Below are 20,763 nucleotides of genomic sequence, written 5' to 3'. Positions count from 1 at the left end.
CGCCGTAGCCGCTACGGTACGGACGCCGAGGCGGATCTTGATGGTGTCGTCACGATATCGAACGAGGCGCATTCGGCGGTGCCCCGCGCGCGGCTGGGCCGCCGCCCGCGCCTGCCGTGAGCTGGCTGCCCGGTGTCCCGTGGGAGGGGATGAGCCGCTCACAGCGTGACTAGGATTGGTCCGTCATGCTGCTACGGGTGCTCGGGCCGCTTGAGGTCGAGGTCGACACAGGCGGGCCGGTCGACCTCGGCGGCCCCCGCCAACGCGCCGTGCTCGCGCTGCTACTCGCGGCCCGCGGCGAGGTCGTCTCCGTCGGGCAGATGATCGAGGATCTGTGGCGGGGTGACGCGCCGCCGCGGGCGATCGCCTCCCTCCAGGCGTACGTCTCGCATCTGCGCCGCCTTCTGGAGCCGGCCCGCGAGCGCCGGGCGCCGGCCCGGGTCCTGGTCACCGCGCCACCGGGCTACGCGCTGCGGCTGCCCGCCGACGCCGTCGACGCCGGTCGGTTCGAGACGCTGCTCGCCGAGGCGCGTGCGGTCGGCCCCGCCGACCCGGGTCGGGCACGTCGGTTGCTGAGCGTCGGGCTCGATCTGTGGCGCGGTCGGGCGTACGCCGAATTCGCCGGTGAGCCGTGGGCGCAGCCGGAGGTGCTGCGGCTGGAGGAACTGCGGCTCGGCGCCCGCGAGCTGCTGCTCGACGTGACAGTGCGCTGCGGCGACGCGGCCGAGGCGGTGCCGGAGGCGGAGCTGTTGACCCGGCAGGCGCCGCTGCGGGAGGAGAGCTGGCGGCTGCTGGCGCTGGCGTTGTGGCGTACCGGTCGGCAGGGCGACGCGCTCGCCGCGCTGCGCCGGGCCCGGGCGACCCTGGCCGACCAGCTCGGACTGGATCCGGGCCCGGCGCTGGTCGAGGTGGAGTCCGCCATCCTGGGCCAGCGACTCGACCTGCTGCCACCGGTGGCGGCGACAGCGGTACGCAACCAGCGGCAGGTGTCGGAGGAGGTCTTCGTCGGTCGGGAGGCGGAGCTGGACGCGCTTCGGCAGGCGGCCGCCGAGGCGGTGGCGAGCGGGCCGCGAGTCGCTCTGCTCAGCGGTGAGGCCGGGGCCGGCAAGACGAGCCTGCTCACCCGCTTTCGGGACGAGCTCACCGCTCAGGGCTGGCTGGTCGCCGTCGGTCGCTGCCCCGAGGTCGAGGGCGCCCCGCCGGCCTGGGCCTGGGTCGAGGCGCTGCGGCAACTCGCCGAGCAGGCACCCCCGGGTGACCTCGCACCGGCGCTCGCCCCGCTGCTCGGTGGGGGCGACGGCGAGCCCGGCGGCGACGTCACCGCCGGCCGGTTCCGGCTGCACCGCGCCGTCGGCGCCTGGTTGGACGCCGCCGCGGCCCGCAGACCGGTCACCGTGATCCTCGACGACCTGCACGCCGCCGACGCCGAGACGTTGCTGCTGTTGCAGAGCGTCACCGAGATGACCACCGGCACCGTCCTGTTCGTCGCGGCGCTGCGGTCCGCCGACAACACCGAGCGGCTCGCCGACACGATGGCCGTCCTGGCCCGCCGGTCACCACAGCGGATCCCGCTGGGCGGTCTGACCACGTCCGAGGTCGAACGGCTGCTCGGCGCGCTGGCCCGGACCACCGTCGACCCGGACACGGTCGCCGCGTTGGCCGAGCGGACCGGCGGCAACCCGTTCTACGTCCGGGAGTCGGCGCGACTGCTCGCCGCCGAGGGCACGCTCGTGGCCACCTCCGACGTGCCCGAGGGCGTACGCGACGTGCTGCGCCGACGACTCTCCCGCCTCCCGTCGACGGCCGTCTCGGTGCTGCGTCTCGCCTCGGCCGTGGGGCGGGAGGCCGAGGTGCGAACACTCGTCGACGCCGCCGGCACCGACGAGGGCGCCGTCCTGCGGGCACTGGAAGCCGGGCTGGCCGCCGGGCTGCTCACCGAACCGGCACCCGGGCGGGTGCGGTTCGTGCACGGCCTGGTCTGCGACACCATCTACACCGACCTGCCGCAGCTGCGCCGCACCCGCCTGCACGCGCGGATCGCCGACGCCACCCGCCGGCTGCGGCCCGACGACTACCCCGCCCTGGCCCACCAGTACGCCCGCGCCGCGTCGGCAGACACCGCGCCGCTCGCCGTCGACTACGCCATCCGGGCCGCCGAGCTGGCCGAGCGGCGGTACGCGTACGACGCCGCTATCGAACTGCTCAGCAATGCTGTCGAGGCCGCTGCCACGGTCGCCGGGGACCGCGACGCGCTCCGGGTCGACCTGCTCGGGCGGCTGCTGCGCGCGCAGGCGCGGGCCGGGGCGGTGGCGGCCGCCCGGCAGACCCGCGCTCGGGCGATCGACGTCGCCGCGGCGTCCGGCCGCGACGACCTGCTGGTCGCGGCGTTCACCGCGTGGACCGTCCCCACCCCTTGGCTGACCCACGAGTACGGCGTGGTGGACCACCGGGTCGTCGAGCTGCTCACCCGGCTGCTGCGCGCCGACGACCTGGACCCGGTCGCCCGCTGCCGGCTGCTGGAGGCGCTGGCCACGGAGTTGGACGGCGAGTCCGATCCGCGCGGCGTGGCGGCCGGACGGGAGGCGCTGGTCCTCTCGCAGCGGCTGGACGACCCCGAGCTGCGCGCCCTCGGGCTGGCCGCACGGTTGCGCACCATGAGCTACGAGCGGGAGGCGCCCGACCGTCGGACCTTCGCCCTCGAGCTGCGTGACCTCGCCGACGAGCACGGGCTGGTGACCTACCGTTCGGTCGCCGAGCAGGCGCTGGGCCACTGCGCCGCCGCGCTCAACGAGCCGGACGAGCTACGCCTCAGCGTTGCCCGGCAGGGGTGGCTGGCCGAGACGTACCAGCTGAACGAGGCGCAGACGATCAACCTGTGCTCGCTGGGCGCCCTCGCGCACATCGCCGGCGACTTCGCGGCCGCACGGCGGCACTACGACCAGGTCGCCGTGCAGATGCGGCGGCAGGGTTCGCTGCACGCCGAGGCCTTCCACTACTTCTCCACCGGCACCCTGCTGATCAGCCAGGGGCGGTTCGGTGAGCACCTGGAGGCGACCCGGCGGATACGGGGGTCGTTGGGCCCGATCGTGGACGATCTGCTGGCGCTGGCGCTGATCGGGACCGGGCGCCTGGACGAGGCGCGGGCCATGCCGATCGGGCGGCACACCTACCGCCCGGACTACTTCGAGTCGGCGCTGCTCAGCGTACGGGGAATGGTCGTCGTGGCGCTGGGTCGACGGGACCTGGCCCAACCCGTGATCGACGCGCTGCTCCCGGTACGCGACCAACTGGCCGGTTTCTCCACCACCGCGGCCGTGGTGCGGCCGGTCGCGCTGACGCTCGGTGAGCTGTTCCGGCTGCTGGGACGCACCGAGGAGGCGACCTGGCACTTCACCCTCGCCGCCCGGGTGGCCCGCCGGTGGGAGTCGCCGCACTGGCTGGCCGAGGCGACGGCGGCGATGGCCCGCTGACCGTCACGGTTGGCGGATTCCAAGCCGGTTCCAAGTGGCACCGAGCATGATCAACAGATCTGTGCCAGTTGATCCTCGGAAAGGTCACCGTGAACCAGAACCACCGCGAAGCCATGGCAGACGTACGCGACATGTACATGGCGCACTCGGCGCTCCGTCGCGAGTTCAGCCTGCTGCCGCAGCTCGTCCGCGACGTCACCCCGGGCGACACCACGCGCGCGGAGGTCGTCGGCGGCCACGCCGAGATGCTCTGCCACATCCTGCACCTGCACCACGAGGGCGAGGACCTGCTGCTCTGGCCCCGGCTGCTCGAGCGCGGCGGCGCGGAGGCCGCAGCGATCGTCCCCACCATGGAGGCGCAGCACCACGCCATCGAGGACGCCCACGCGGCGGTGCTCGCCCTCCTCCCCCAGTGGCGCCGCACCGCACGCGGCGGTGAGCAACTCGCGGACGCCCTGGAGCAGCTACGCGCCGCGCTGATCGAGCACATGGCCCTGGAGGAGAGCGAGATCCTGCCGCTGGCGCAACGGCACGTAACCGCCCGGGAGTGGATGCAGCTCGGCGAGCACGGCATGAGCAAGTCCCCGAAGAAGCAGCTCCCGCTGGCCTTCGGCCTGGCCATGTACGAGGGCGACCCGGAGGTGGTGAAAGCAGTGCTGGCGCACGCTCCGCTGCCGGCCCGACTGCTCATGCCGATCATCGCGCCCCGGCTGTTCGCCAGCCACGCCAAGCGGGTGCACGGCACCGCCACGCCCCCGCGCATCGGCGCCAGCGTCCGCTGAGCACGATCAGCGGCTCGCCCGACCCAGCTGAGTCGGCGGCTCGCCCGACGCAGCTGGGTCGGCGTCGCGACCAAACCCCACCTCGCCCTGAACATGATCGACGCGGCGGTCCCGGCCGGCTGGGTCGCCGGCGGTACTAGCCCACCTGGCCGCGTCTGGATACCGACGCCGGGGGCGCCAACCGCGCCACGGGCGGGAGCGGCGAGACATCCGGGGAGGCTTGGAATGCCGAGATGGCGAGCGCGGCGAAGCGCCGGGAGGCGCTGACCTGGGCGGTCGGCGAGGTCACGTGGATACCGCTGTTGGCCATGAGCACGAGGATGACGTCGTCCAGGACGAAGTCGGGGCGAAGGCGACCCGCTTCCTTCGCGCGGCGGGCCAGTTCGTCAATCGCTCTGAGCGCGTATTCACGGCGCGCCTCGAAATCAACTGCCTTGGGAAAGGTCGACATAAGAGCTGCGGTAAAGCCTCGGTCGCGTGCGTGCAGTTCACACATTTTCTCGATTACTTGACAGAAACCGTGCCATGGATCCGGATCGGCAAGGCCCTCGTCGACAACGCCGCGACACGCGTACATCTGTTCTGCGAATGCCTCGGTGACCAGCATCTCCTTGGTCGGAAATCGGCGGTACAGGGTGGCGGGTGCAACCCCGGCGCGCCGGGCAACCTCCCGCATCGGCACGTCCAGGCCGTCAACTGCGAAGACCGCGCGGGCGGCGTCGAGGATGCGCTCGCGGTTGTCCAGGGCGTCGGAGCGAAGAGCGTGAGGCAAACGATCGGTCACGGCTCTCACTTTAGCGAGGCGGACAGCGGCGTGCGTTAGCGTCCGTGTGCATGAGGGCTTTGCAATTTTCGAAGTACGGTTCCGCGAGTGTCCTTGAGGTCTCGGAGGCACCGGAACCGCACGCCGGACCCGGCCAGGTACGGGTGGCGGTTCGGGCCTCGGGTGTCAATCCGGCCGACACCTACGTGCGCGCCGGCCGATTCCAGGAGTGGATTCCGCTCCGCCTGCCGCACGTGCCCGGGGTCGACGCTGCCGGCGTGGTGGATGAGATCGGTGACGGGGTGACCACGGCGCGGGTAGGCGACGAGGTTTTCGGGATCACTGACTACGCCCAGATGGGCGGAGCGAACGCCGAATACGCCGTCCTGGCCGCGTGGGCTCGGAAGCCGGCCGCACTGACCTGGGAGCAGGCCGGCGGCGCGGCGGGAAACATCGAGACGGCCACCCGAGTGCTCGACCGGTTGGGCGTCAAGGACGGCACCACGCTGTTGATCGAGGGCGCGGCCGGCGGGGTCGGTACGACAGCGATCCAGCTCGCTGTCGCTCGCGGGGCGGCCGTCATTGGCACGGCCAGCGACCGCAACCATGAGTTCGTCGCCTCGCTCGGGGCGATCCCGACCACCTACGGCCCCAGGCTGACCGAGCGTGTCCGCACTCTGGTGCCCGGCGGGGTGGATGTCGTACTCGACTGTGCCGGCTCTGGTTCCATGCCAGACCTGGTCGGCCTGGTCGCGAGCCCGGACAGGGTGGTGAGCATCGCCGACATCAACGCCGCGGCCTACGGCGTGCACCTGTCGCGCGGCTCTGGCCCCGGCGCGGACACACCGGCACTCGAAGGAATCGCCGCCGCCGGCGAACTCGCCGAGCGGAGTCGTTTCACAGTGCCGGTCGCGGCCGTGTTCTCTCTGGAAGAGGCGGCCGCCGCCCACGAGTTGAGTGAGTCCCGCCATGCGCGAGGCAAGATCGTGCTGAAGCCGTAGGGCACCCCACCCAGCCTCTGTGCACCTGACCCGAGCCCGCGCGACCGACCATCCGGTGTGGTCGCGAGCACGGGACGGGCGCTCAGCGGGCGGCCAGGAAGGCCAGCACGCGCGGCCAGGCCGCCGCGGTGGCGTCCGGGGAGTATTCGGCCAGGTCCGGGTCGGTGAACAGGTGACCCAGGCCGGGATAGCGGAAGACCGTCAGATCGGCGTCGGCGTCGGTCATGGCCTGCTGCCACTCGTCGACCTCGTCCGGCGCGTCGTACGGGTCGGGGTCGGCGAGGTGCAGCTGCACCGGCAACCCGGGTCGGACCGCGTCCGGGGCGCCGCCGGTGCCGTGCAGCAGGAGCAGGCCGGCGGCGTCCGGGCGTTCGGCCAGCAGCGCCCCGGCCACCCCGGCGCCCATCGAGAAGCCGGCGAGCACCGTCTCCGGTGGCAGGTCACGCAGCGCGTCGCGGGCCCGGTCCAGCACGACCTCCTGGCCGATCTTGTCGAGTAGCGCGAAGCCCTCCTCGACGGTGTCGGTGGCCGGGACGCCGTACAGGTCGGGGGTGCTGACCTGGTGCCCGGCGGCGCGCAACCGGTCGGCGAAGCCGCGCACGACAGGTCGCAGCCCGTACACGGAGTGGAACAGCACGACGTGTCGCATCCGGTCATCCTGCCGCAGCCGACAGTGCATCCGGGGTGGCCACGCGGAGTGGGACCATGATCGTCGTCGAGTCATCGGACGACCACTCGGACTGATGTTGGCGAACGGTGCGCCGGAACGGCGACATCGGTAGCCGGCTGAGCTGCTCTACGGGGACGGAACGCTCGGAGGCAGGTCGTCGTCGCGGCCGCTCTGAGGTAGCCCAGCCGCAGCGGCGATGGCTTTGACGGCCTCGTTCAGTCCGGTGGTCTCGGGTAGGACGAGTTCATCCGGCCAGTCCAGGACGTCATGGGCGGCGTACCAGCCGCTCATCTGCTCGGCGGTGAACTCACCGGCCTGCGGGCGCGTGAGGTGCCGGCGCAGGGTCTCGGCCATGGACACGTCGAGATAGCAGAACAGCGACCGGCCCCGGTGGTCGTCCCGCAGGGAGGTCAGCATGTTTCGGTAGCGGCTGCTGTGCATGATGCCCTCCAGCACGACGTGATAGCCGTGGTCCAGCGCGAACCGGACGGTCTGCCCGATCAACGCCGGTGCCGCGCCGCCGGGCTTGTCCCGCTCGCGCAGCAGGATGCGGCGCAGGTAGTCCTGCTCGACCAGGGCGCAGCCCCGGCCGTGCCGGCGTCGTAGCTCGCGGGCGATGCTGCTCTTGCCGGAGCCGGAGTTGCCCCGGATGCAGACGAGGATCGTGTCCGGGCTGCCAGTCGGTTCAGCGAGCACGATGCCACCTCGGCTTCAGTCGTTGCGCACTGTGAGATTGAGGGCGGCCACGGTCAGCTGGGTGAGGTCAGGGAGTTGGTCCTCGCCGAGGGTGACGCCGCGCAGGTTGTCCAGCGGCGTCTTGAGGCCCTTCAGCCGGCTGCCCCGCAGGTCGGTGCCGTCGAGTTGGCAGGAGTCCAATTCCAGTCCGGCGAGGTCACATGACCGCAGCGCGATGCGAGGTAGTCGACAGGAGGACCACGCGCCGTTGGTGAGAGTGCAGTCGGTGAAGGCGACCGAGCCGGTGGCGGTGACGCGTTGGAAGGTGGCGTAGTCGAAGCGGCAGCCGTCGAACAGGACGTCCTTGAGGCGTACGTCGGTGAGCCTGGTGCCGGTGAACCGGGAGCCGGTAATGGCGCAGCGTTCGATGGTGATGCCGGTCAGGGTCGCGCCGGAGAAGTCGGTGCGGGTGATTTCGCATCCATAGAGGCTGCCGGCTTCCCAGGTGCTCTCGCTCAGGTTCACGCCGGTGATAAGGCTGCTGCGGATGCGGGCGTCCTCCAGGTGCGAGCCGTGCCACGCGGCGCCGTTGACGAGGGCCTCGGTGAGGCCGCCGGCCAGGTCCGTCGTGGTGTCGAGGTCGTCCGGTTCGAGGTCCGGCAGAAGAACCTTCACGTCGCCGATCGCGGTAGTACGCATGTGTCCTCAACCTGTGGGGGTGCGGGGTGGGCACGCCACCCCGCACGCCCCGTGGTGGGGCCGCCATCCCTGCGGTCGTCATGACGTGCGCCCGCGTATTACGAGTCAGACCAGTGCCGTCAGCCGCGCGACCAGGTCCGTCGGTGGTGGCATCTCGGCGATCTCGCGGCTGACCTGCGCGGCAGCGGTCCGCAGGCGCTCGTCGGTGAGCAGTTGGGTCAGCGCCCGCGCGGTGATGTCCCGGGGGCGCAGCGCCAGGCCGGCGCCCCGGCGGGCCACCAGCTCGGCGTTGTGCCGCCGGTCCCCCGGACCCGTGGTGGCCAGCTGGGGCAGGCCGGCGGCGAGGGCGCCGAGGGCGCTGCCCGCCCCACCGTGGTGCACCAGCGCCGCGCTCGCCGGCAACGCCTCGTCGAGCGGGATCCAGTCGACCACCCGCACGTTGCCGGGCACCGAGCGGGCCGACCGTTCGTCGGGGCGGACCAGCACGATCTCGGCGTCCACCTCGGCTGCGGCGGCCACCACGGCGGGCATCGGCCCCCGGTCGCCGGGACCGGTCAGGGTGCTGCGGGTGACCAGGATGCGGGGACGCTCACCGGGCTCGCGCAGCCACGCCGGCAACTCCCCGCCGCCGACATAGGACGTGTAGCGCATCGGCCAGCCGCCCTGGGTGGCAACGCTGGGTGGGGCCACGGCGAGGGCGGCGGCCGGTGCGGGCAGCTCGGTGAGGCCGTGGCGGTGCAGCGCCGCGCCGAGTCGGGCGACGGTGGCGCGGACCAGGTCCCGGCCGTCGAAGAGGGCGTTCTCCTGGCGTACGGCCGGCACGTCGAGCCGCGCGGCTGCCACCGCACCGGCGACCGCGAACGGCTCGTGAAGCACCAGATCCGGCCGCCACCGGGTGGCCAGCGCGACCACCGGGTCGGTGAGCTGGTCGTTGAGTGCGCCGAACAGCAGGCCGGCGCCCCGGGTGCCGGCGGTGCCGGCCATTTCCGCCCGCGCGATCAGCGGATGACGGGGAAAGACCCGCAGCGCGATCCGGCCGAAGTCGAAGCCCGGCGCGATGTCGTGCACCGCCAGACCGGCGTCGGCGGCGGCCAGGGCTCCGCCGCCGGTGGCCACCAGCACGTCGTGGCCGGCGTCGCGAAGGGCGACCGCGAGCGGCACCAGCGGGAAGACGTGCCCGACGAGCGGGGCGGAGACCACCAGCACGCGCATGGGCCCGATCCTATGTCGACCACTGCCACACCGGAGGGCCCGCAACGTCGGGCAGCGGTCAGGCGGACGGTCGCTGGTCGACGATGCGGCGCATCTTGCCCATCGACCGTTCCACAGTGTCGGGGGCGAGGACGTCGACCGCCACGCTCACGCCGATGGTGTTCTTCACCAGCTGAACCAGCGTGCCGCCGGCCCGCTCGGCGGCGTCCAGGTCGACGTCGGCTCGCCGCTCCACCCGCACCGTGAGGGTGTCCAGCCGGCCGTGCCGATCGAGGACGCACTGGAAGTGCGGCGAGAGCTGCGGGGTGCGCAGGATCAGCTCCTCGATCTGGGTGGGGAAGATGTTCACCCCTCGCAGGATCATCATGTCGTCGGTGCGGCCGGTGATCTTCTCGATCCGGCGCATCGGGCGAGCGGTGCCGGGCAGCAGCCGGGTCAGGTCGCGGGTGCGGTAGCGCACGACCGGCATCGCCTCCTTGGTCAGGGAGGTCAACACCAGCTCACCCCGCTCGCCGTCGGGCAGCACCGCCCCGGTGACCGGGTCGATGATCTCCGGGTAGAAGTGGTCCTCCCAGAGGTGCAGCCCGTCCTTGGTCTCGACGCACTCGGTCGCCACGCCGGGGCCCATCACCTCGGAGAGCCCGTAGATGTCGACGGCGTGGATGTCCAGTTGCTGCTCGATCTCGCGGCGCATGTCCTCGGTCCACGGCTCGGCGCCGAAGATGCCCACCTGCAGTGAGGTGGCCCGTGGGTCGATGCCCTGGCGGCGCATCTCGTCGACGATGGCCAGCAGGTAGCTGGGCGTGACCATGATGACCTCGGGTTCGAAGTCGCGGATCAGCATGACCTGACGCTCGGTCATGCCCCCGGAGACCGGGATGACCGTGCAGCCCAGCTCCTCGGCTCCGTAGTGCGCGCCCAGGCCTCCGGTGAAGAGCCCGTAGCCGTAGGCGACGTGTACCCGGTCGCCGGGGCGGCCGCCGGAGGCGCGGATCGAGCGGGCCATCAGCCGCGCCCAGGTGCGCAGGTCGTCGCGGGTGTAGCCGACCACGGTCGGCCGACCGGTGGTGCCGGAGGAGGCGTGCAGGCGGGCGACCTGCTCCCGGGGTACGGCGAACATGCCAAACGGGTAGTTCTCCCGTAGCTCCGCCTTGCCGGTGAACGGGAAGCGCGCCAGGTCGTCGAGATCCCGGCAGTCGTCGGGGTGCACCCCGGCCGCGTCGAACACCCGTCGGTAGTGCGGCACGTTGTCGTACGCGTGCCGCAACGACCAGCGCAGTCGGTCGCGTTGCAGGGCGCGCAGCTCGTCGATGCCGGCGCGCTCGATCGGCTCCAGCTCCTCCGGACGAGGGGTGCGGTCCTGCATCAGCTGCCTCCTTGGCGCGGCGGTCCCGGTGGGGCTGCGGGTACCGTACGCCCGCTGCCGCCCGGGCCGGCGGGCGGTCAGCGGGTGGCCGGCAGCCGGTGCAGGGCGTCGACCAGCGGCGCCAGCTCGGGGGTGGCCTCGGCTTGGGCGAGCGCGTCGGTGAGCACCCGGTCGTGGGTCGGTCGGGTCTGGGCGAGCAGCTCGGAGCCGGCCGGGGTCAGCTCGGTGTAGATGCCGCGCCGGTCGTCGGCGCAGAGGATGCGAGTGAGCAGCCCTCGCTGTTCGAGGCGGGTGACCAGCCGGGTGGTGGCGCTGCCGGAGAGCGCGGCGGCGCGGGCGAGCTGGCTCATCCGCATGTGCCAGCCGTCCTGGCGGGAGAGCGCGTCGAGCACCGTGTATTCGACGACGGAGAGGTCGTGGCCGGCCTGTAGGGCCCGCTCCAGAGACGTCTCGATCAGCCCGTGCAGAGCGGCGAGGGTGCGCCAGCCCTGCGCGCGGATCTCGACCGCGTCGTCGGCGATGCCCATGCCGGCCTCCTCGGTGTGATCTGAACGGAGCCCAGGCTACCACGCTTGCGCCGATATAAAGCGCGTGCAAGTATTTCGTTGCTGGCGCGTGTAGTTGCACGCGCCGCATATCTGTCCTCTCTCGATGGGAAGACCATGTCCGTACGCCAAAAGTCCCTGCCGCCCGGCCTGATCGCACTGGCCATCGGCGCCTTCGGCATCGGGCTCACCGAATTCGTGATCATGGGGCTGCTGCCCGAGGTGGCCGCCGACTTCGCGGTCACGGAGCCGGTGGCCGGCTGGTTGATCTCCGGCTACGCGCTCAGCGTGGCCGTCGGCGGGGTCGCCCTCACCGCAGCGGTCACCCGCCTGCCGCGCAAACCCGTACTGCTCGGTCTGATGGTGCTGTTCATCATCGGTAACCTGCTCTCCGCCGTCGCCGGCGACTACGCCGTGATGATGGCCGGCCGGATCGTCGCCGCGCTCTGCCACGGCGCGTTCTTCGGCATCGGCGCGGTGGTCGCCGCCGGCCTGGTCGCACCGGCCCGACGGGCGGGCGCCATCGCCATGATGTTCGCCGGCCTGACCATCGCCAACGTGCTCGGCGTGCCGTTCGGCACCTTCCTCGGGCAGCACTTCGGCTGGCGGTCGACGTTCTGGGCGATCACCGCCATCGGGGTGGTCGCCCTGATCGGGCTGGCCCTGCTCATCCCGGCGGGCGCCACCGCCAACGCCGACCGCCCGGCCGGCGGGCTGCGCGGCGAGTTGCGCGCCTTCACCCACCCGCAGGTCTGGCTCTCCCTGGTGATCACCGTCCTGGGCTTCGGTGGGATGTTCGGCGCGTTCACCTACATCGCCTACACGCTCACCGAGGTCAGCGGCTTCGCCACCAGCACCGTGCCGTGGCTGCTCGTCCTCTTCGGCGTGGGGCTCTTCGCGGGCAACCTGCTCGGCGGTCGCGCGGCGGACAGGTCACTGTCGCGCACGCTGGTCACCGTCCTGGCGGTGCTCACCGTGGTGCTCGTCGGCTTCGCGCTGACCGCCACGAATCCGGTGCTGACCATCGTCGCGCTGGTGCTGATGGGCGGGTTCGGCTTCGCCACCGTACCGCCGCTGCAAATGCGGATCATGCGGTACGCCCACCAGGCGCCGACCCTGGCGTCCGGGGCGAACATCGCCGCGTTCAACCTCGGCAACGCGTTGGGCGCTTGGATCGGCGGGGTGACCATCGCCGCCGGACTCGGCTACACCTCGCCGATCTGGGCCGGGGCCGCACTCACCCTCATCGGTCTGGGCGTACTCCTGGGCGCGCTGCGGCTGGCCCGCCGCGACGAGCCGGCCCGGGCCGACGCGAGCCTGGTGGACGCCCCGGTCTGACCTCGCCGGGAGGAGGACGCCGGGCCGGGCGGATGCCCGCCCGGCGTCGCTCTGATCATCGCCCCGCCATCGTCCCGCAATTGCAAAAGATGTGCAACAAGGTCTGGACAACACGCTCGTGCCGTAACTAGCCTGATCGCTATGAGTCCTTACATTGTGGATCCCTGGGCCTGGCAGGAGAGCTGGGACCGTCAGCAGGAGGCCTACCTCCCGGACCGGGAGCACCGGTTCACCGCGATGCTCGACACCGTCGACGCGGTCCTCGACGGCCGGCCGCCGCGGGTGCTCGACCTGGCCGGCGGCACCGGCAGCATCTCGCTGCGGACGCTGGCGCGCTTCCCCGCCGCGGAGCCGACGCTGGTCGACCTCGACCCGGCGCTGCTCGCCATCGCCGCCGCCTCGCTGGCCGGCCGGGCCACCATCGTCACGGCCGACCTCGGCACCCCGGAGTGGCGCTCCACGCTCCCCCACCAGGAGTACGACGCCGTGCTCACCGCCACCGCCCTGCACTGGCTGCCGGCCGACCGGCTCGGGCAGCTCTACGCCGAACTGCGCGACGTGCTGCGACCGGGCGGCGTCTTCGTCAACGCCGACCACATGCCCGACGACACCCTGCCTGAGCTGACCAAGCGGCTGATGGACCGAGCCCGGGACCGGCGCAACGCCCGGTACGCCGCCGGCTCGACGCTGTCCTGGTCGGACTGGTGGGAGCGGGCCGGCGCCGACCCGGCGCTCGCTCCGCTGGTCGCTCAGCGACACGCCATCTACCCGACCGGGCACAGCCCCGAGTGGAACCCGCCGGTCTCCTGGCACCTGGCCGCGCTCACCGCGGCGGGCTTCAGCGAGGTCGGCACGGTCTGGCGAGGCGGCCCCGACGCCGTCGTCGCGGCGGTGCGCTGACGCCGCCCTCGCCGACGATGCGCTGACGCCGGTGGCCGGCGATGCGCTGACGCCGACGTCGCCGCACTACGCTGAGGAGCCGTGCCAGAGCCGTTCGAGCCGCGTACCGACCCCGACGTCGACCTGCGCGTCCCCGCCGACCGCCGCGAGCTGACCGCGCGCCCCGCGACGATCCTCGCCGCGATCGCGGCCGGCGGGGTGCTCGGCGCGCTGGCCCGGGCCGGCCTGCAACACGCCGTTCCGCACCCACCGACCGGCTTCGCCTGGGCCACGTTCACCATCAACACGTTCGGCTGCCTGCTGATCGGCGTGCTGATGGCGGTGCTCGGGCACCTCGACGGCGGCCCCCCGCTGGCTCGCCCGTTCCTCGGGGTCGGGGTGCTCGGCGGGTTCACCACGTTCTCCACCTACGCGGTCGACATCCAGCAGGCGATCGTCGTGGGCGCACCGGGCACGGCGCTGGCGTACCTCGCCGCGACGCTGCTCGGGGCACTCGCCGCGGTCGCCCTGGGCGACGCCGTCACCGCCGGGCTGCTGCGTCGGGCGACCCGATGACCGTGCTGCTCATCGCCCTGGGCGCAGCCGTCGGCGCGCCGCTGCGCTACCTCACCGACCGGGCCGTGCAGTCCCGGCACGGCTCGGTGTTCCCCTGGGGCACGCTGCTCGTCAACGTGGCCGGGTCGTTGCTGCTCGGCGTCCTGGTCGGGTGGCCGGCCGGCCCAGCGGTCAGCGCGTTGCTCGGCACCGGGTTCTGCGGCGCGCTGACCACCTACTCCACCTTCAGCTACGAGACGCTACGGCTGACCACTGGCGGTCATCGGCTCCTCGCGCTGGCCAACGTGCTCGGCAGCGTTGCCGCCGGGCTCGCCGCGGCCACCGCCGGCTACGCAGTGGCCCGCGCCCTGACCGGCTGACCGCACACCCGCAACGCCGCACCCGTTTCCATCGACACCAACGCCCGGACCAGGTGTCGGTCAACAACACACCGAGGGTATATACGCGAGGTATACCCTCGGTGTAGTCTGCTGGCATGAGCGTGCCACTGACCCTTCTCGGCCTCCTCGAACGCGAGCCCAGCCACGGTTACGACCTGAAGCGCGACTACGACGCCTTCTTCGGCCGGGGTAAGCCACTGCCGTTCGGCCAGGTCTACTCCACCCTCAGCCGACTCGCCCGCGACGGCAAGGTGGTGATCAGCGACGTCGCCCCCGGCTCCGGCCCCGACCGCAAGCGCTACATCATCACCGACGTCGGCGCGACCGAGGTCGAGCAGTGGCTGACCCAACCCGTCGACCCGGAACCGCACCTCCAGACGGTGCTCTTCGCCAAGGTCGTGCTCGCGCTGATGCTGGACCGCCCGGCCGCCGAATATCTCGACACGCAGCGCAGCGCGCACCTGCACCGGATGCGTGAGCTGACCGAGATCAAGCGCGCCGGCAGCCTGGTCGACGCGCTGCTCGCCGACCACGGCCTCTATCACCTGGAGGCGGACCTCCGATGGATCGAGATGACCGGCGCCCGACTGGACGCCCTGCGGAAAGAGGTACGGCCGTGAGCGTCGTGATCGAAGCGCGCGACGTCGAGTTCGCCTTCGGCCAGACCTCCGCCCTGCGCGGCGCCAGCGTCGCCGTGGAGGCGGGCGAGATCCTCGCCGTCATGGGCCCCAGCGGCTCGGGCAAGTCCACCCTGTTGCACTGCCTGGCCGGCATTCTGGTGCCCGACTCCGGCGAGATCCTCTTCGACGGGGCCCGGGTGCACGCCATGGCCGAGACCGAACGCAGCAGCCTGCGCCGGGACCGGTTCGGTTTCGTGTTCCAGTTCGGTCAACTCGTCCCCGAGCTGACCGCTGTGGAGAACGTCGCGCTGCCGCTGCTGCTCAGCGGCGTACACCGCAAGCAGGCGCTGCCCCGGGCGCGAGCCTGGTTCACGCGCCTCGGGTTGGACGGCCTGGAGCACCGGCGCTCGGGTGAGCTCTCCGGCGGGCAGGCGCAACGGGTCGCCCTGGCCCGCGGCCTGGTCGCCGAGCCGCAGGTGCTCTTCGCCGACGAGCCGACCGGCGCGCTCGACTCGCTCACCGGCGAGCAGGTGATGGACCTGCTGGTCGGCGCCGCCCGCGAGCAGGGCACCACAGTCATCCTGGTGACCCACGAGCCGAGGATCGCGGCGTACGCCGACCGCGAGGTCATGGTCCGCGACGGGCGCGTGAACGCGCCGGACCGGATCGCCTCGTGATCCGCTTCGGGCTCCGCCTCGCCGTGGCCGGCGGACGTGAGGCGCTCACCCGCCTGATCGTCATCGCCGCCGCCGTCGCGGTCGGCAGCGGGCTGCTGCTGACCACCCTCGCCGGGGTCAACGCGGTCAACTCCCAGCTCACCCGGTACGCGTCGATGTATCCCAACGCCTCGACCGGCGACGCCGACCCGCTGTGGTGGTCGACCCGGCAGGACTACTTCCACGGTGAGCAGATCATTCGGATCGATGTCGCCGCGACCGGCTCGACAGCGCCCACCCCGGTCGGTATCCCGACCACCCCGGGTCCCGGCGAGTACTACGCCTCGCCCGCGTTTCGAGAACTGCTGGCCGCCCACCCGGCCGACCAACTGGGCGACCGCTACCCCGGGCGTGACCTCGGAACCGTTGGCCCGGCCGCGCTGACCTCGCCGGACACCCTGCTGGTCATCGCCGGAGGCGCCCCCGACCAGGTCGCCAAGCTACCCGCTGCGAAGCAGGTCACCAGCGTCGGCGATACCCCCGCCCTCCCCGAGACCACTGTGAACCTGATCCTGGGCGTGGTCGCCGGCGGGCTGCTCTTCCCGGTGCTGATCTTCATCGGCACGGCCACCCGGCTCAGCGCCGCCCGTCGGGAGCAACGCTTCGCCGCGATGCGCCTGGTCGGCGCGACCCCCCGGCAGATCTCGATGGTCGCCGCGGTGGAGGCGGCCGCCGCCGCCGTCGCCGGCACCGCCGTCGGCTTCGGACTGTTCTACGCCTTCCGCGATCCGCTCGCGGCCATCCCGTTCACCGGCATGCCGTTCTTCCCCAGCGACATGTCCCTGGGGGTGCTGGACGTCCTGCTGGTGGCGCTCGGCGTCCCGGCCGGCGCGGCGCTGGCGGCCCAGGTCTCGCTGCGCCGGGTGCGGATCTCGCCGCTGGGCGTCACCCGGCGGGTCACCCCCCGGGCGCCGCGCGCGTACCGGCTGATCCCGGCCCTGCTCGGTGTCGCCGTGCTGTTCTTCGCCATCGGCTTCAAACCGGAAACGTCCGACGGCCAGGCCGCGGTGTTCCTGCCCGGGCTGCTGCTCATCATGGCCGGCCTGGTCTTCGCCGGCCCGTGGTTGACGATGGTCGGCGCCCGGGTGATGGCTCGGTACGCCAACCGCCCGGCCACGCTCATCGCCGCGCGACGCCTCGCCGACAATCCGAAGGCTGGCTTCCGGGCGATCAGCGGCATCATGCTCGCGCTCTTCGTCACGAGCGTGGCCGTCGGCGTGATCACCACGATCGTCGTCAATCGCGGCCCGGCGCCCACCGGTTCGACCGATGCGGGCACGGTGACCACCGTCTTCGACGAGAAGGTGCCGTCGGTGCCCGACACGCTCTTCGCCGAGCTGCGGGCAATCACCGGGGTGCGCTCCGCGACCGCGATCCGAGAAGCCCCGGACATCAACAGCGGCGGGGAGGGCGGGGTGATCGCCTGCGCCGATCTCCCGAACGCGTACGGCCGGTGCGCCCAGGGCGCCACCGTCATCGAGGTACCGATGGGTCTGAGCCGGTGGCGGGAGTCGGCGTCGTCCGCGACGGAGTGGCGCGCGGCGTCGATCACGCTCGACGAACTCCAGCGGCTACCCGTGGTGTCGATGGTCGTCGGCACGGACGGCTCCGCCGCCGCCGTCGAGCGCACCCGTACCGTGCTGGAGGTCGCCTTCCCGACCTTCTGGGTCGGGCCTAACGTGCCCGGTGACTTCGAGTCGGACTTCGCGAACACGCTGCGCGGCTGGGAGCAACTGGCCAACGTGGTCATCATCGCCAGTCTCGCGCTCGGTGGGTGCAGTCTCGCTGTCAGCGTCATCGGCGGTCTCACCGAACGCCGACGCCCGTTCAGCCTGCTGCGCCTCAGCGGCGCTCCGGTGCGGGTCCTGCGTCGGGTGGTGGCGCTGGAGAGCGCCGTGCCGATGCTCGCCGTCGCCGCCGTCGCCATCGGCATGGGCCTCCTCGCCGCCCACCTGTTCCTCCGGGCGCAGATGGGCTACACCCTCGTCGCGCCGCAGCTGGGCTTCTACGTGATCGTCGTGGTCGGGTTGGCAGCCTGCCTCGGCGTCATCGCCTCCACCCTGCCGCTGCTGGAGCGCATCACCGGGCCGGAGACCGCCCGCAGCGAGTAGTCGTCATCCCGTCGGCCCGGTGGTGGTGAGAGCCACCACCGGGCCGAGGACGAAGACAGCGGGCGGACCGACGCCCTCCCGGGCGGCGACCGCGCCGATCTCGTCCAGCCGGGCGGGCACCGACCGCTGGGCGGGCAGCCCGGCGTCCTGCACGGCCAGCACCGGGGTCTCCGGGGCGCGACCGTGCTCGATCAGCACGGTCGCGATCTTGGCGATGGTGTCGACAGCCATCAGCAACACGACGGTGCCCCGGGCCCGGGCCAGCGCCGCCCAGTCGACGAGCGAGTCGGGATGCCCTGGCGGCAGGTGCCCCGACACGACCGTGACGTCGTGCGCCACACCCCGGTGCGTCACCGGCACACCGGCGAGGGCCGGTGCGGCGAGCGCGCTGCTCACCCCGGGCACCACGGTCACCGGGACGCCGGCCGACGCGCAGGCCTGCACCTCTTCGTAGCCGCGCCCGAAGACGTACGGGTCACCACCCTTGAGCCGGACCACCCGGCGACCGGCGCGGGCGTGCGACACCAGTGCCTCGTTGATCGCCTCCTGGGCCACCGACGGGCCACGGGGCACCTTCGCGGCGTCGACCACCAGCACGTCGGGGCGCAGCCCGGCGAGCAGCCCCTGCGGGGCGAGGCGGTCGACCACCACGACGTCCGCCGCGTCGAGCAGCGCCTTTCCGCGTACCGTGATCAGGTCGTCGGGCCCCGGCCCGCCGCCGACCACGGCGACCGAGCCACGGTCGTGGTGTGCGTGGTCGTGGTGATCGTGCCCGTGATGGTGATGGTGGCCGACCGGGTCGTCGGGGTGGTCGTGCGGGCGTTGTGGGCGACCCACCTTGTCCGCGAAGCCGGGCATCAACACCCGGTACGCGCAGGTGTCGCAGTTCATCCGGATGTCCCCGCCCAGCGCCTCGGCGTACCGCTCCAGGACGAGGTCGGCGAGGGCGTCACAGTCGCCGATCACCTCGGCGACCCGGACGTCCAGGTCGGGGTGGGCGGCGGCGAACTCCGCCGACTGGGCGACGATCCGGTCCGGTAGAACCCCGGCGAACAGGAAGTACGGCGCCACCACGATCCGCCGCGCGCCGAGGCGGCGCAGGCGCTCCAGCACGGCCGGCACCGACGGAGACGCCAGGGAGATGAACCCCGGCTCCACGCCCGCGTAGCCGCGTCCCTCCCAGAGCAGCCGGGCGACCTTGGCGACCTCGGCGTTGGCGTCCGGGTCGGTGGACCCCCGCCCGACCAACGCCACCCACGTACCGGCCCGGTCGGTGCCGGCCAGTGCGGCGTCGATGCGCTGTTCGAGGGCTTCGTGCAGCAGCGGGTGGGGGCCGAGCGGGCGGCCGTAGCGGTAGCTCAGCCCGCTGTGGCGCTGCTGCTCCCGGGCCATCGCGGCGGGGATGTCGCCCTTGCCGTGACCGGCGCCGGTGAGCACCAGCGGCAGCGCCACCAGCGCCCGGTGCCCCCGGGCGACGAGCGCCCCGACCGCGTCGGTCAGCGGTGGGCGGGACAGCTCGATGAAGCCGCCCTCGACGTCGCCGATGTCACCGCGACCGCGGACCCGCTCGACGAGAGCGGCGAACTGCTCGACCCCGGCCGCGCTGCGCGTGCCGTGCCCGACGATGACCAACCCGGTCATGACTTCTCCTCGACGTAGAGCAGGGCGTTGAGGGCGGCGGCGGCGACCGCCGAGCCACCCTTCTCCCCCACGTTGGACACGGCGGGCAGGCCGCTGGCCCGCAGCGCCGCCTTCGACTCGGCGGCGCCCACGAAGCCGACCGGCAGGCCGACGACGAGCGCCGGTGCGGCGTCCAGGCTGAGCAGTTCGACGAGCGCGGTGGGCGCGCAGCCGACCACCCAGACCGCTCCGGCCCCGACCCGCTGCACTGCGATCCGGACAGCCGCCGCCGAGCGGGTGATCCCCGCCGAGCGGCCCAGCGCGGCGGCGGCGGGTTCGGCGACCGGGCAGACCAGTTCCAGGCCGGCCCGGGTGATGCCGGCGGCGACCATTGCCACGTCGGTGACCACTGGCGCCCCGGCACGCAGCGCCGCCAGCCCCGACTCCAGGGCTGCCTCGTCGCACACGAGGTCGTCGACGTACGCGAGGTCGGCGCTGGCGTGCACCACCCGCTCGGTCACCGCACGGGTCAGCGGCGGCAGGTGCGACAGGTCGACGCGCTCGCGCAGGATGCGGTACGACTCGGCCTCGATGGGGTGCACCACCCGGCTCATCGGGCTCCTTCACAGGGGTCGGGCTCGACGACGCGGATCGCGTCGACCGGGCAGATCTCCAGGCACTCCAGGCAGCCGGTGCACCGGTCGGCGCGGACCGTGAGGCCACCGGCGACCGGTCGGATCGCGTGCGTGGGGCAGGTGAGCAGGCAGGCGCCGCAGCCCTGGCAGGCGTCGATCGTCACGAACGCCACCGGTACCCCCGGGGTGTGACCATCCGGCCGGCGACCAGCCGGGTGTCGCTGCTGCCGACGACCACGACGCTGTACATGTCGACGATGGCCGGGTCGAGCGTGGCCACTGTGGCGAGGTGCACCCGTTCGCCGGGGCGGCTGGCGTTGCGCACCACGCCCACCGGGGTGTCCGGTGACCGGTGCGCGGCGAGGATGCCGAGCGCCCTGCCGAGCTGCCAGTCGCGGGCCCGACTGCGCGGGTTGTAGAAGAGCGTGACGAAGTCACCCTCGGCGGCGGCGGTCACCCGCCGCTCGATGACGTCCCACGGGGTGTGCAGATCGGACAGGCTCAGGTAGGCGTGGTCGTGGCCGAGCGGCGCGCCGAGCAGCGCCCCGGCGGCGAGGGCGGCGGTGACGCCGGGCACGCCCACCACGTCGATGCGCTCGTCGGCGTACTCCAGGGCGGGGCTGGCCATCGCGTACACCCCGGCGTCGCCGGAGCCGATCAGCGCGACCGCCCGGCCGGCGGCGGCCTCGGCGACGGCGGCGCGCG

The 20,763-nt window shown here is 72.7% G+C and carries 21 protein-coding genes; 10 read left to right on the top strand and 11 right to left on the bottom strand.

Features of this window, described 5'->3' with window-relative positions; translation table 11 throughout:
• Positions 1–185: 185 nt before the first annotated feature.
• Together GUI43_RS29595 and GUI43_RS29590 are read left to right on the top strand one after the other, a co-directional pair.
• Positions 186–3,470, top strand: a complete 3,285-nt coding sequence (locus GUI43_RS29595) for an ATP-binding protein (RefSeq protein WP_211326777.1) — start codon at positions 186–188, stop codon at positions 3,468–3,470.
• 113 nt (positions 3,471–3,583) lie between these two features.
• Positions 3,584–4,252: a hemerythrin domain-containing protein gene (locus tag GUI43_RS29590; RefSeq protein WP_170158800.1), complete on the top strand. Its 669-nt coding sequence runs from the start codon at positions 3,584–3,586 to the stop codon at positions 4,250–4,252.
• 136 nt (positions 4,253–4,388) lie between these two features.
• Here the strand turns inward: GUI43_RS29590 and GUI43_RS29585 are convergent, their stop codons facing one another.
• The gene (locus tag GUI43_RS29585) at positions 4,389–5,036 is read right to left on the bottom strand and encodes a TetR/AcrR family transcriptional regulator (RefSeq protein WP_112588094.1); all 648 of its coding nucleotides are present in this window, start codon (positions 5,034–5,036) and stop codon (positions 4,389–4,391) included.
• 50 nt (positions 5,037–5,086) lie between these two features.
• Here GUI43_RS29585 and GUI43_RS29580 point away from each other — a divergent pair, with 50 nt between their 5' ends.
• On the top strand, positions 5,087–6,016 hold the full coding sequence (locus GUI43_RS29580) for an NADP-dependent oxidoreductase (protein WP_112700280.1): 930 nt from the start codon (positions 5,087–5,089) through the stop codon (positions 6,014–6,016).
• Between the two features lie 82 nt (positions 6,017–6,098).
• Here the strand turns inward: GUI43_RS29580 and GUI43_RS29575 are convergent, their stop codons facing one another.
• The 6 genes from GUI43_RS29575 to GUI43_RS29550 all read right to left on the bottom strand — a co-directional run bounded on the left by GUI43_RS29575 (position 6,099) and on the right by GUI43_RS29550 (position 11,165).
• Positions 6,099–6,665 carry a dienelactone hydrolase family protein gene (locus GUI43_RS29575; RefSeq protein ID WP_112700282.1) on the bottom strand — a complete coding sequence of 189 codons (567 nt, stop codon included), beginning with the start codon at positions 6,663–6,665 and terminating at the stop codon, positions 6,099–6,101.
• Between the two features lie 147 nt (positions 6,666–6,812).
• The gene (locus GUI43_RS29570) at positions 6,813–7,382 is read right to left on the bottom strand and encodes a kinase (RefSeq protein ID WP_112588043.1); all 570 of its coding nucleotides are present in this window, start codon (positions 7,380–7,382) and stop codon (positions 6,813–6,815) included.
• Positions 7,383–7,397: 15 nt separating this feature from the next.
• Positions 7,398–8,060: a pentapeptide repeat-containing protein gene (locus GUI43_RS29565; RefSeq protein ID WP_112700279.1), complete on the bottom strand. Its 663-nt coding sequence runs from the start codon at positions 8,058–8,060 to the stop codon at positions 7,398–7,400.
• A gap of 105 nt (positions 8,061–8,165) precedes the next feature.
• Positions 8,166–9,272 (bottom strand): nucleotide disphospho-sugar-binding domain-containing protein, encoded by a 1,107-nt coding sequence (locus tag GUI43_RS29560; protein ID WP_112700278.1) that lies wholly within the window; start codon positions 9,270–9,272, stop codon positions 8,166–8,168.
• A 58-nt stretch (positions 9,273–9,330) separates the two neighbouring features.
• Positions 9,331–10,638: a phenylacetate--CoA ligase PaaK gene (paaK, locus tag GUI43_RS29555; protein ID WP_112700277.1), complete on the bottom strand. Its 1,308-nt coding sequence runs from the start codon at positions 10,636–10,638 to the stop codon at positions 9,331–9,333.
• 77 nt (positions 10,639–10,715) lie between these two features.
• Complete coding sequence (locus GUI43_RS29550) at positions 10,716–11,165, bottom strand: MarR family winged helix-turn-helix transcriptional regulator (protein ID WP_091398381.1); 450 nt, start codon at positions 11,163–11,165, stop codon at positions 10,716–10,718.
• Between the two features lie 135 nt (positions 11,166–11,300).
• On the opposite strand from GUI43_RS29550, the gene GUI43_RS29545 reads away from it, so the two are divergent.
• The 7 genes from GUI43_RS29545 to GUI43_RS29515 all read left to right on the top strand — a co-directional run bounded on the left by GUI43_RS29545 (position 11,301) and on the right by GUI43_RS29515 (position 17,803).
• Entirely contained in the window at positions 11,301–12,521 is a 1,221-nt protein-coding gene (locus GUI43_RS29545) for an MFS transporter (RefSeq protein ID WP_244220311.1), read from the top strand.
• Between the two features lie 141 nt (positions 12,522–12,662).
• Positions 12,663–13,421, top strand: a complete 759-nt coding sequence (locus GUI43_RS29540; protein ID WP_112700276.1) for a class I SAM-dependent methyltransferase — start codon at positions 12,663–12,665, stop codon at positions 13,419–13,421.
• An 81-nt stretch (positions 13,422–13,502) separates the two neighbouring features.
• The gene (locus GUI43_RS29535; protein ID WP_112700275.1) at positions 13,503–13,976 is read left to right on the top strand and encodes a fluoride efflux transporter FluC; all 474 of its coding nucleotides are present in this window, start codon (positions 13,503–13,505) and stop codon (positions 13,974–13,976) included.
• Positions 13,973–14,335, top strand: a complete 363-nt coding sequence (gene crcB / locus GUI43_RS29530; protein WP_112588055.1) for a fluoride efflux transporter CrcB — start codon at positions 13,973–13,975, stop codon at positions 14,333–14,335. The genes GUI43_RS29535 and crcB overlap by 4 nt, the downstream gene beginning before the upstream one ends.
• Positions 14,336–14,451: 116 nt before the next feature.
• A complete protein-coding gene (locus GUI43_RS29525; RefSeq protein WP_091398392.1) occupies positions 14,452–14,976 on the top strand; it encodes a PadR family transcriptional regulator in 525 nt (174 codons plus the stop codon).
• Complete coding sequence (locus GUI43_RS29520) at positions 14,973–15,653, top strand: ABC transporter ATP-binding protein (RefSeq protein ID WP_112700274.1); 681 nt, start codon at positions 14,973–14,975, stop codon at positions 15,651–15,653. Before GUI43_RS29525 ends, GUI43_RS29520 begins: the two co-directional genes overlap by 4 nt.
• A complete protein-coding gene (locus GUI43_RS29515) occupies positions 15,650–17,803 on the top strand; it encodes an FtsX-like permease family protein (protein ID WP_112700273.1) in 2,154 nt (717 codons plus the stop codon). The genes GUI43_RS29520 and GUI43_RS29515 overlap by 4 nt, the downstream gene beginning before the upstream one ends.
• A 3-nt stretch (positions 17,804–17,806) precedes the next feature.
• Here the strand turns inward: GUI43_RS29515 and cobA are convergent, their stop codons facing one another.
• From cobA to GUI43_RS29495, 4 genes are all read right to left on the bottom strand, one after another.
• On the bottom strand, positions 17,807–19,444 hold the full coding sequence (gene cobA / locus GUI43_RS29510; protein ID WP_112700272.1) for a uroporphyrinogen-III C-methyltransferase: 1,638 nt from the start codon (positions 19,442–19,444) through the stop codon (positions 17,807–17,809).
• A complete protein-coding gene (locus tag GUI43_RS29505) occupies positions 19,441–20,037 on the bottom strand; it encodes a precorrin-8X methylmutase (protein WP_112700271.1) in 597 nt (198 codons plus the stop codon). Before GUI43_RS29505 ends, cobA begins: the two co-directional genes overlap by 4 nt.
• Positions 20,034–20,231: a DUF362 domain-containing protein gene (locus tag GUI43_RS29500; protein WP_112601048.1), complete on the bottom strand. Its 198-nt coding sequence runs from the start codon at positions 20,229–20,231 to the stop codon at positions 20,034–20,036. The genes GUI43_RS29505 and GUI43_RS29500 overlap by 4 nt, the downstream gene beginning before the upstream one ends.
• The coding region (locus GUI43_RS29495; RefSeq protein ID WP_146765972.1) for an SAM-dependent methyltransferase at positions 20,219–20,763 on the bottom strand (545 nt) is incomplete at its 5' end. The genes GUI43_RS29495 and GUI43_RS29500, both read right to left, overlap by 13 nt.

Source organism: Micromonospora noduli (assembly GCF_003264365.1).
GTDB classification, from domain to species: Bacteria; Actinomycetota; Actinomycetes; order Mycobacteriales; family Micromonosporaceae; genus Micromonospora; species Micromonospora noduli.
This window is presented reverse-complemented; position numbering and strand designations above follow the sequence as displayed.

Coding starts and splice junctions, on each gene's coding strand:
- GUI43_RS29550 (WP_091398381.1), bottom strand. CDS start 11,165: ATGGGCATCGCCGACGACGCGGTCGAGATCCGCGCGCAGGGCTGGCGC.
- GUI43_RS29580 (WP_112700280.1), top strand. CDS start 5,087: ATGAGGGCTTTGCAATTTTCGAAGTACGGTTCCGCGAGTGTCCTTGAG.
- GUI43_RS29525 (WP_091398392.1), top strand. CDS start 14,452: ATGAGCGTGCCACTGACCCTTCTCGGCCTCCTCGAACGCGAGCCCAGC.
- cobA (WP_112700272.1), bottom strand. CDS start 19,444: ATGACCGGGTTGGTCATCGTCGGGCACGGCACGCGCAGCGCGGCCGGG.
- GUI43_RS29545 (WP_244220311.1), top strand. CDS start 11,301: ATGTCCGTACGCCAAAAGTCCCTGCCGCCCGGCCTGATCGCACTGGCC.
- GUI43_RS29540 (WP_112700276.1), top strand. CDS start 12,663: ATGAGTCCTTACATTGTGGATCCCTGGGCCTGGCAGGAGAGCTGGGAC.
- crcB (WP_112588055.1), top strand. CDS start 13,973: ATGACCGTGCTGCTCATCGCCCTGGGCGCAGCCGTCGGCGCGCCGCTG.
- GUI43_RS29565 (WP_112700279.1), bottom strand. CDS start 8,060: ATGCGTACTACCGCGATCGGCGACGTGAAGGTTCTTCTGCCGGACCTC.
- GUI43_RS29590 (WP_170158800.1), top strand. CDS start 3,584: ATGGCAGACGTACGCGACATGTACATGGCGCACTCGGCGCTCCGTCGC.
- paaK (WP_112700277.1), bottom strand. CDS start 10,638: ATGCAGGACCGCACCCCTCGTCCGGAGGAGCTGGAGCCGATCGAGCGC.
- GUI43_RS29595 (WP_211326777.1), top strand. CDS start 186: ATGCTGCTACGGGTGCTCGGGCCGCTTGAGGTCGAGGTCGACACAGGC.
- GUI43_RS29575 (WP_112700282.1), bottom strand. CDS start 6,665: ATGCGACACGTCGTGCTGTTCCACTCCGTGTACGGGCTGCGACCTGTC.
- GUI43_RS29560 (WP_112700278.1), bottom strand. CDS start 9,272: ATGCGCGTGCTGGTGGTCTCCGCCCCGCTCGTCGGGCACGTCTTCCCG.
- GUI43_RS29505 (WP_112700271.1), bottom strand. CDS start 20,037: ATGAGCCGGGTGGTGCACCCCATCGAGGCCGAGTCGTACCGCATCCTG.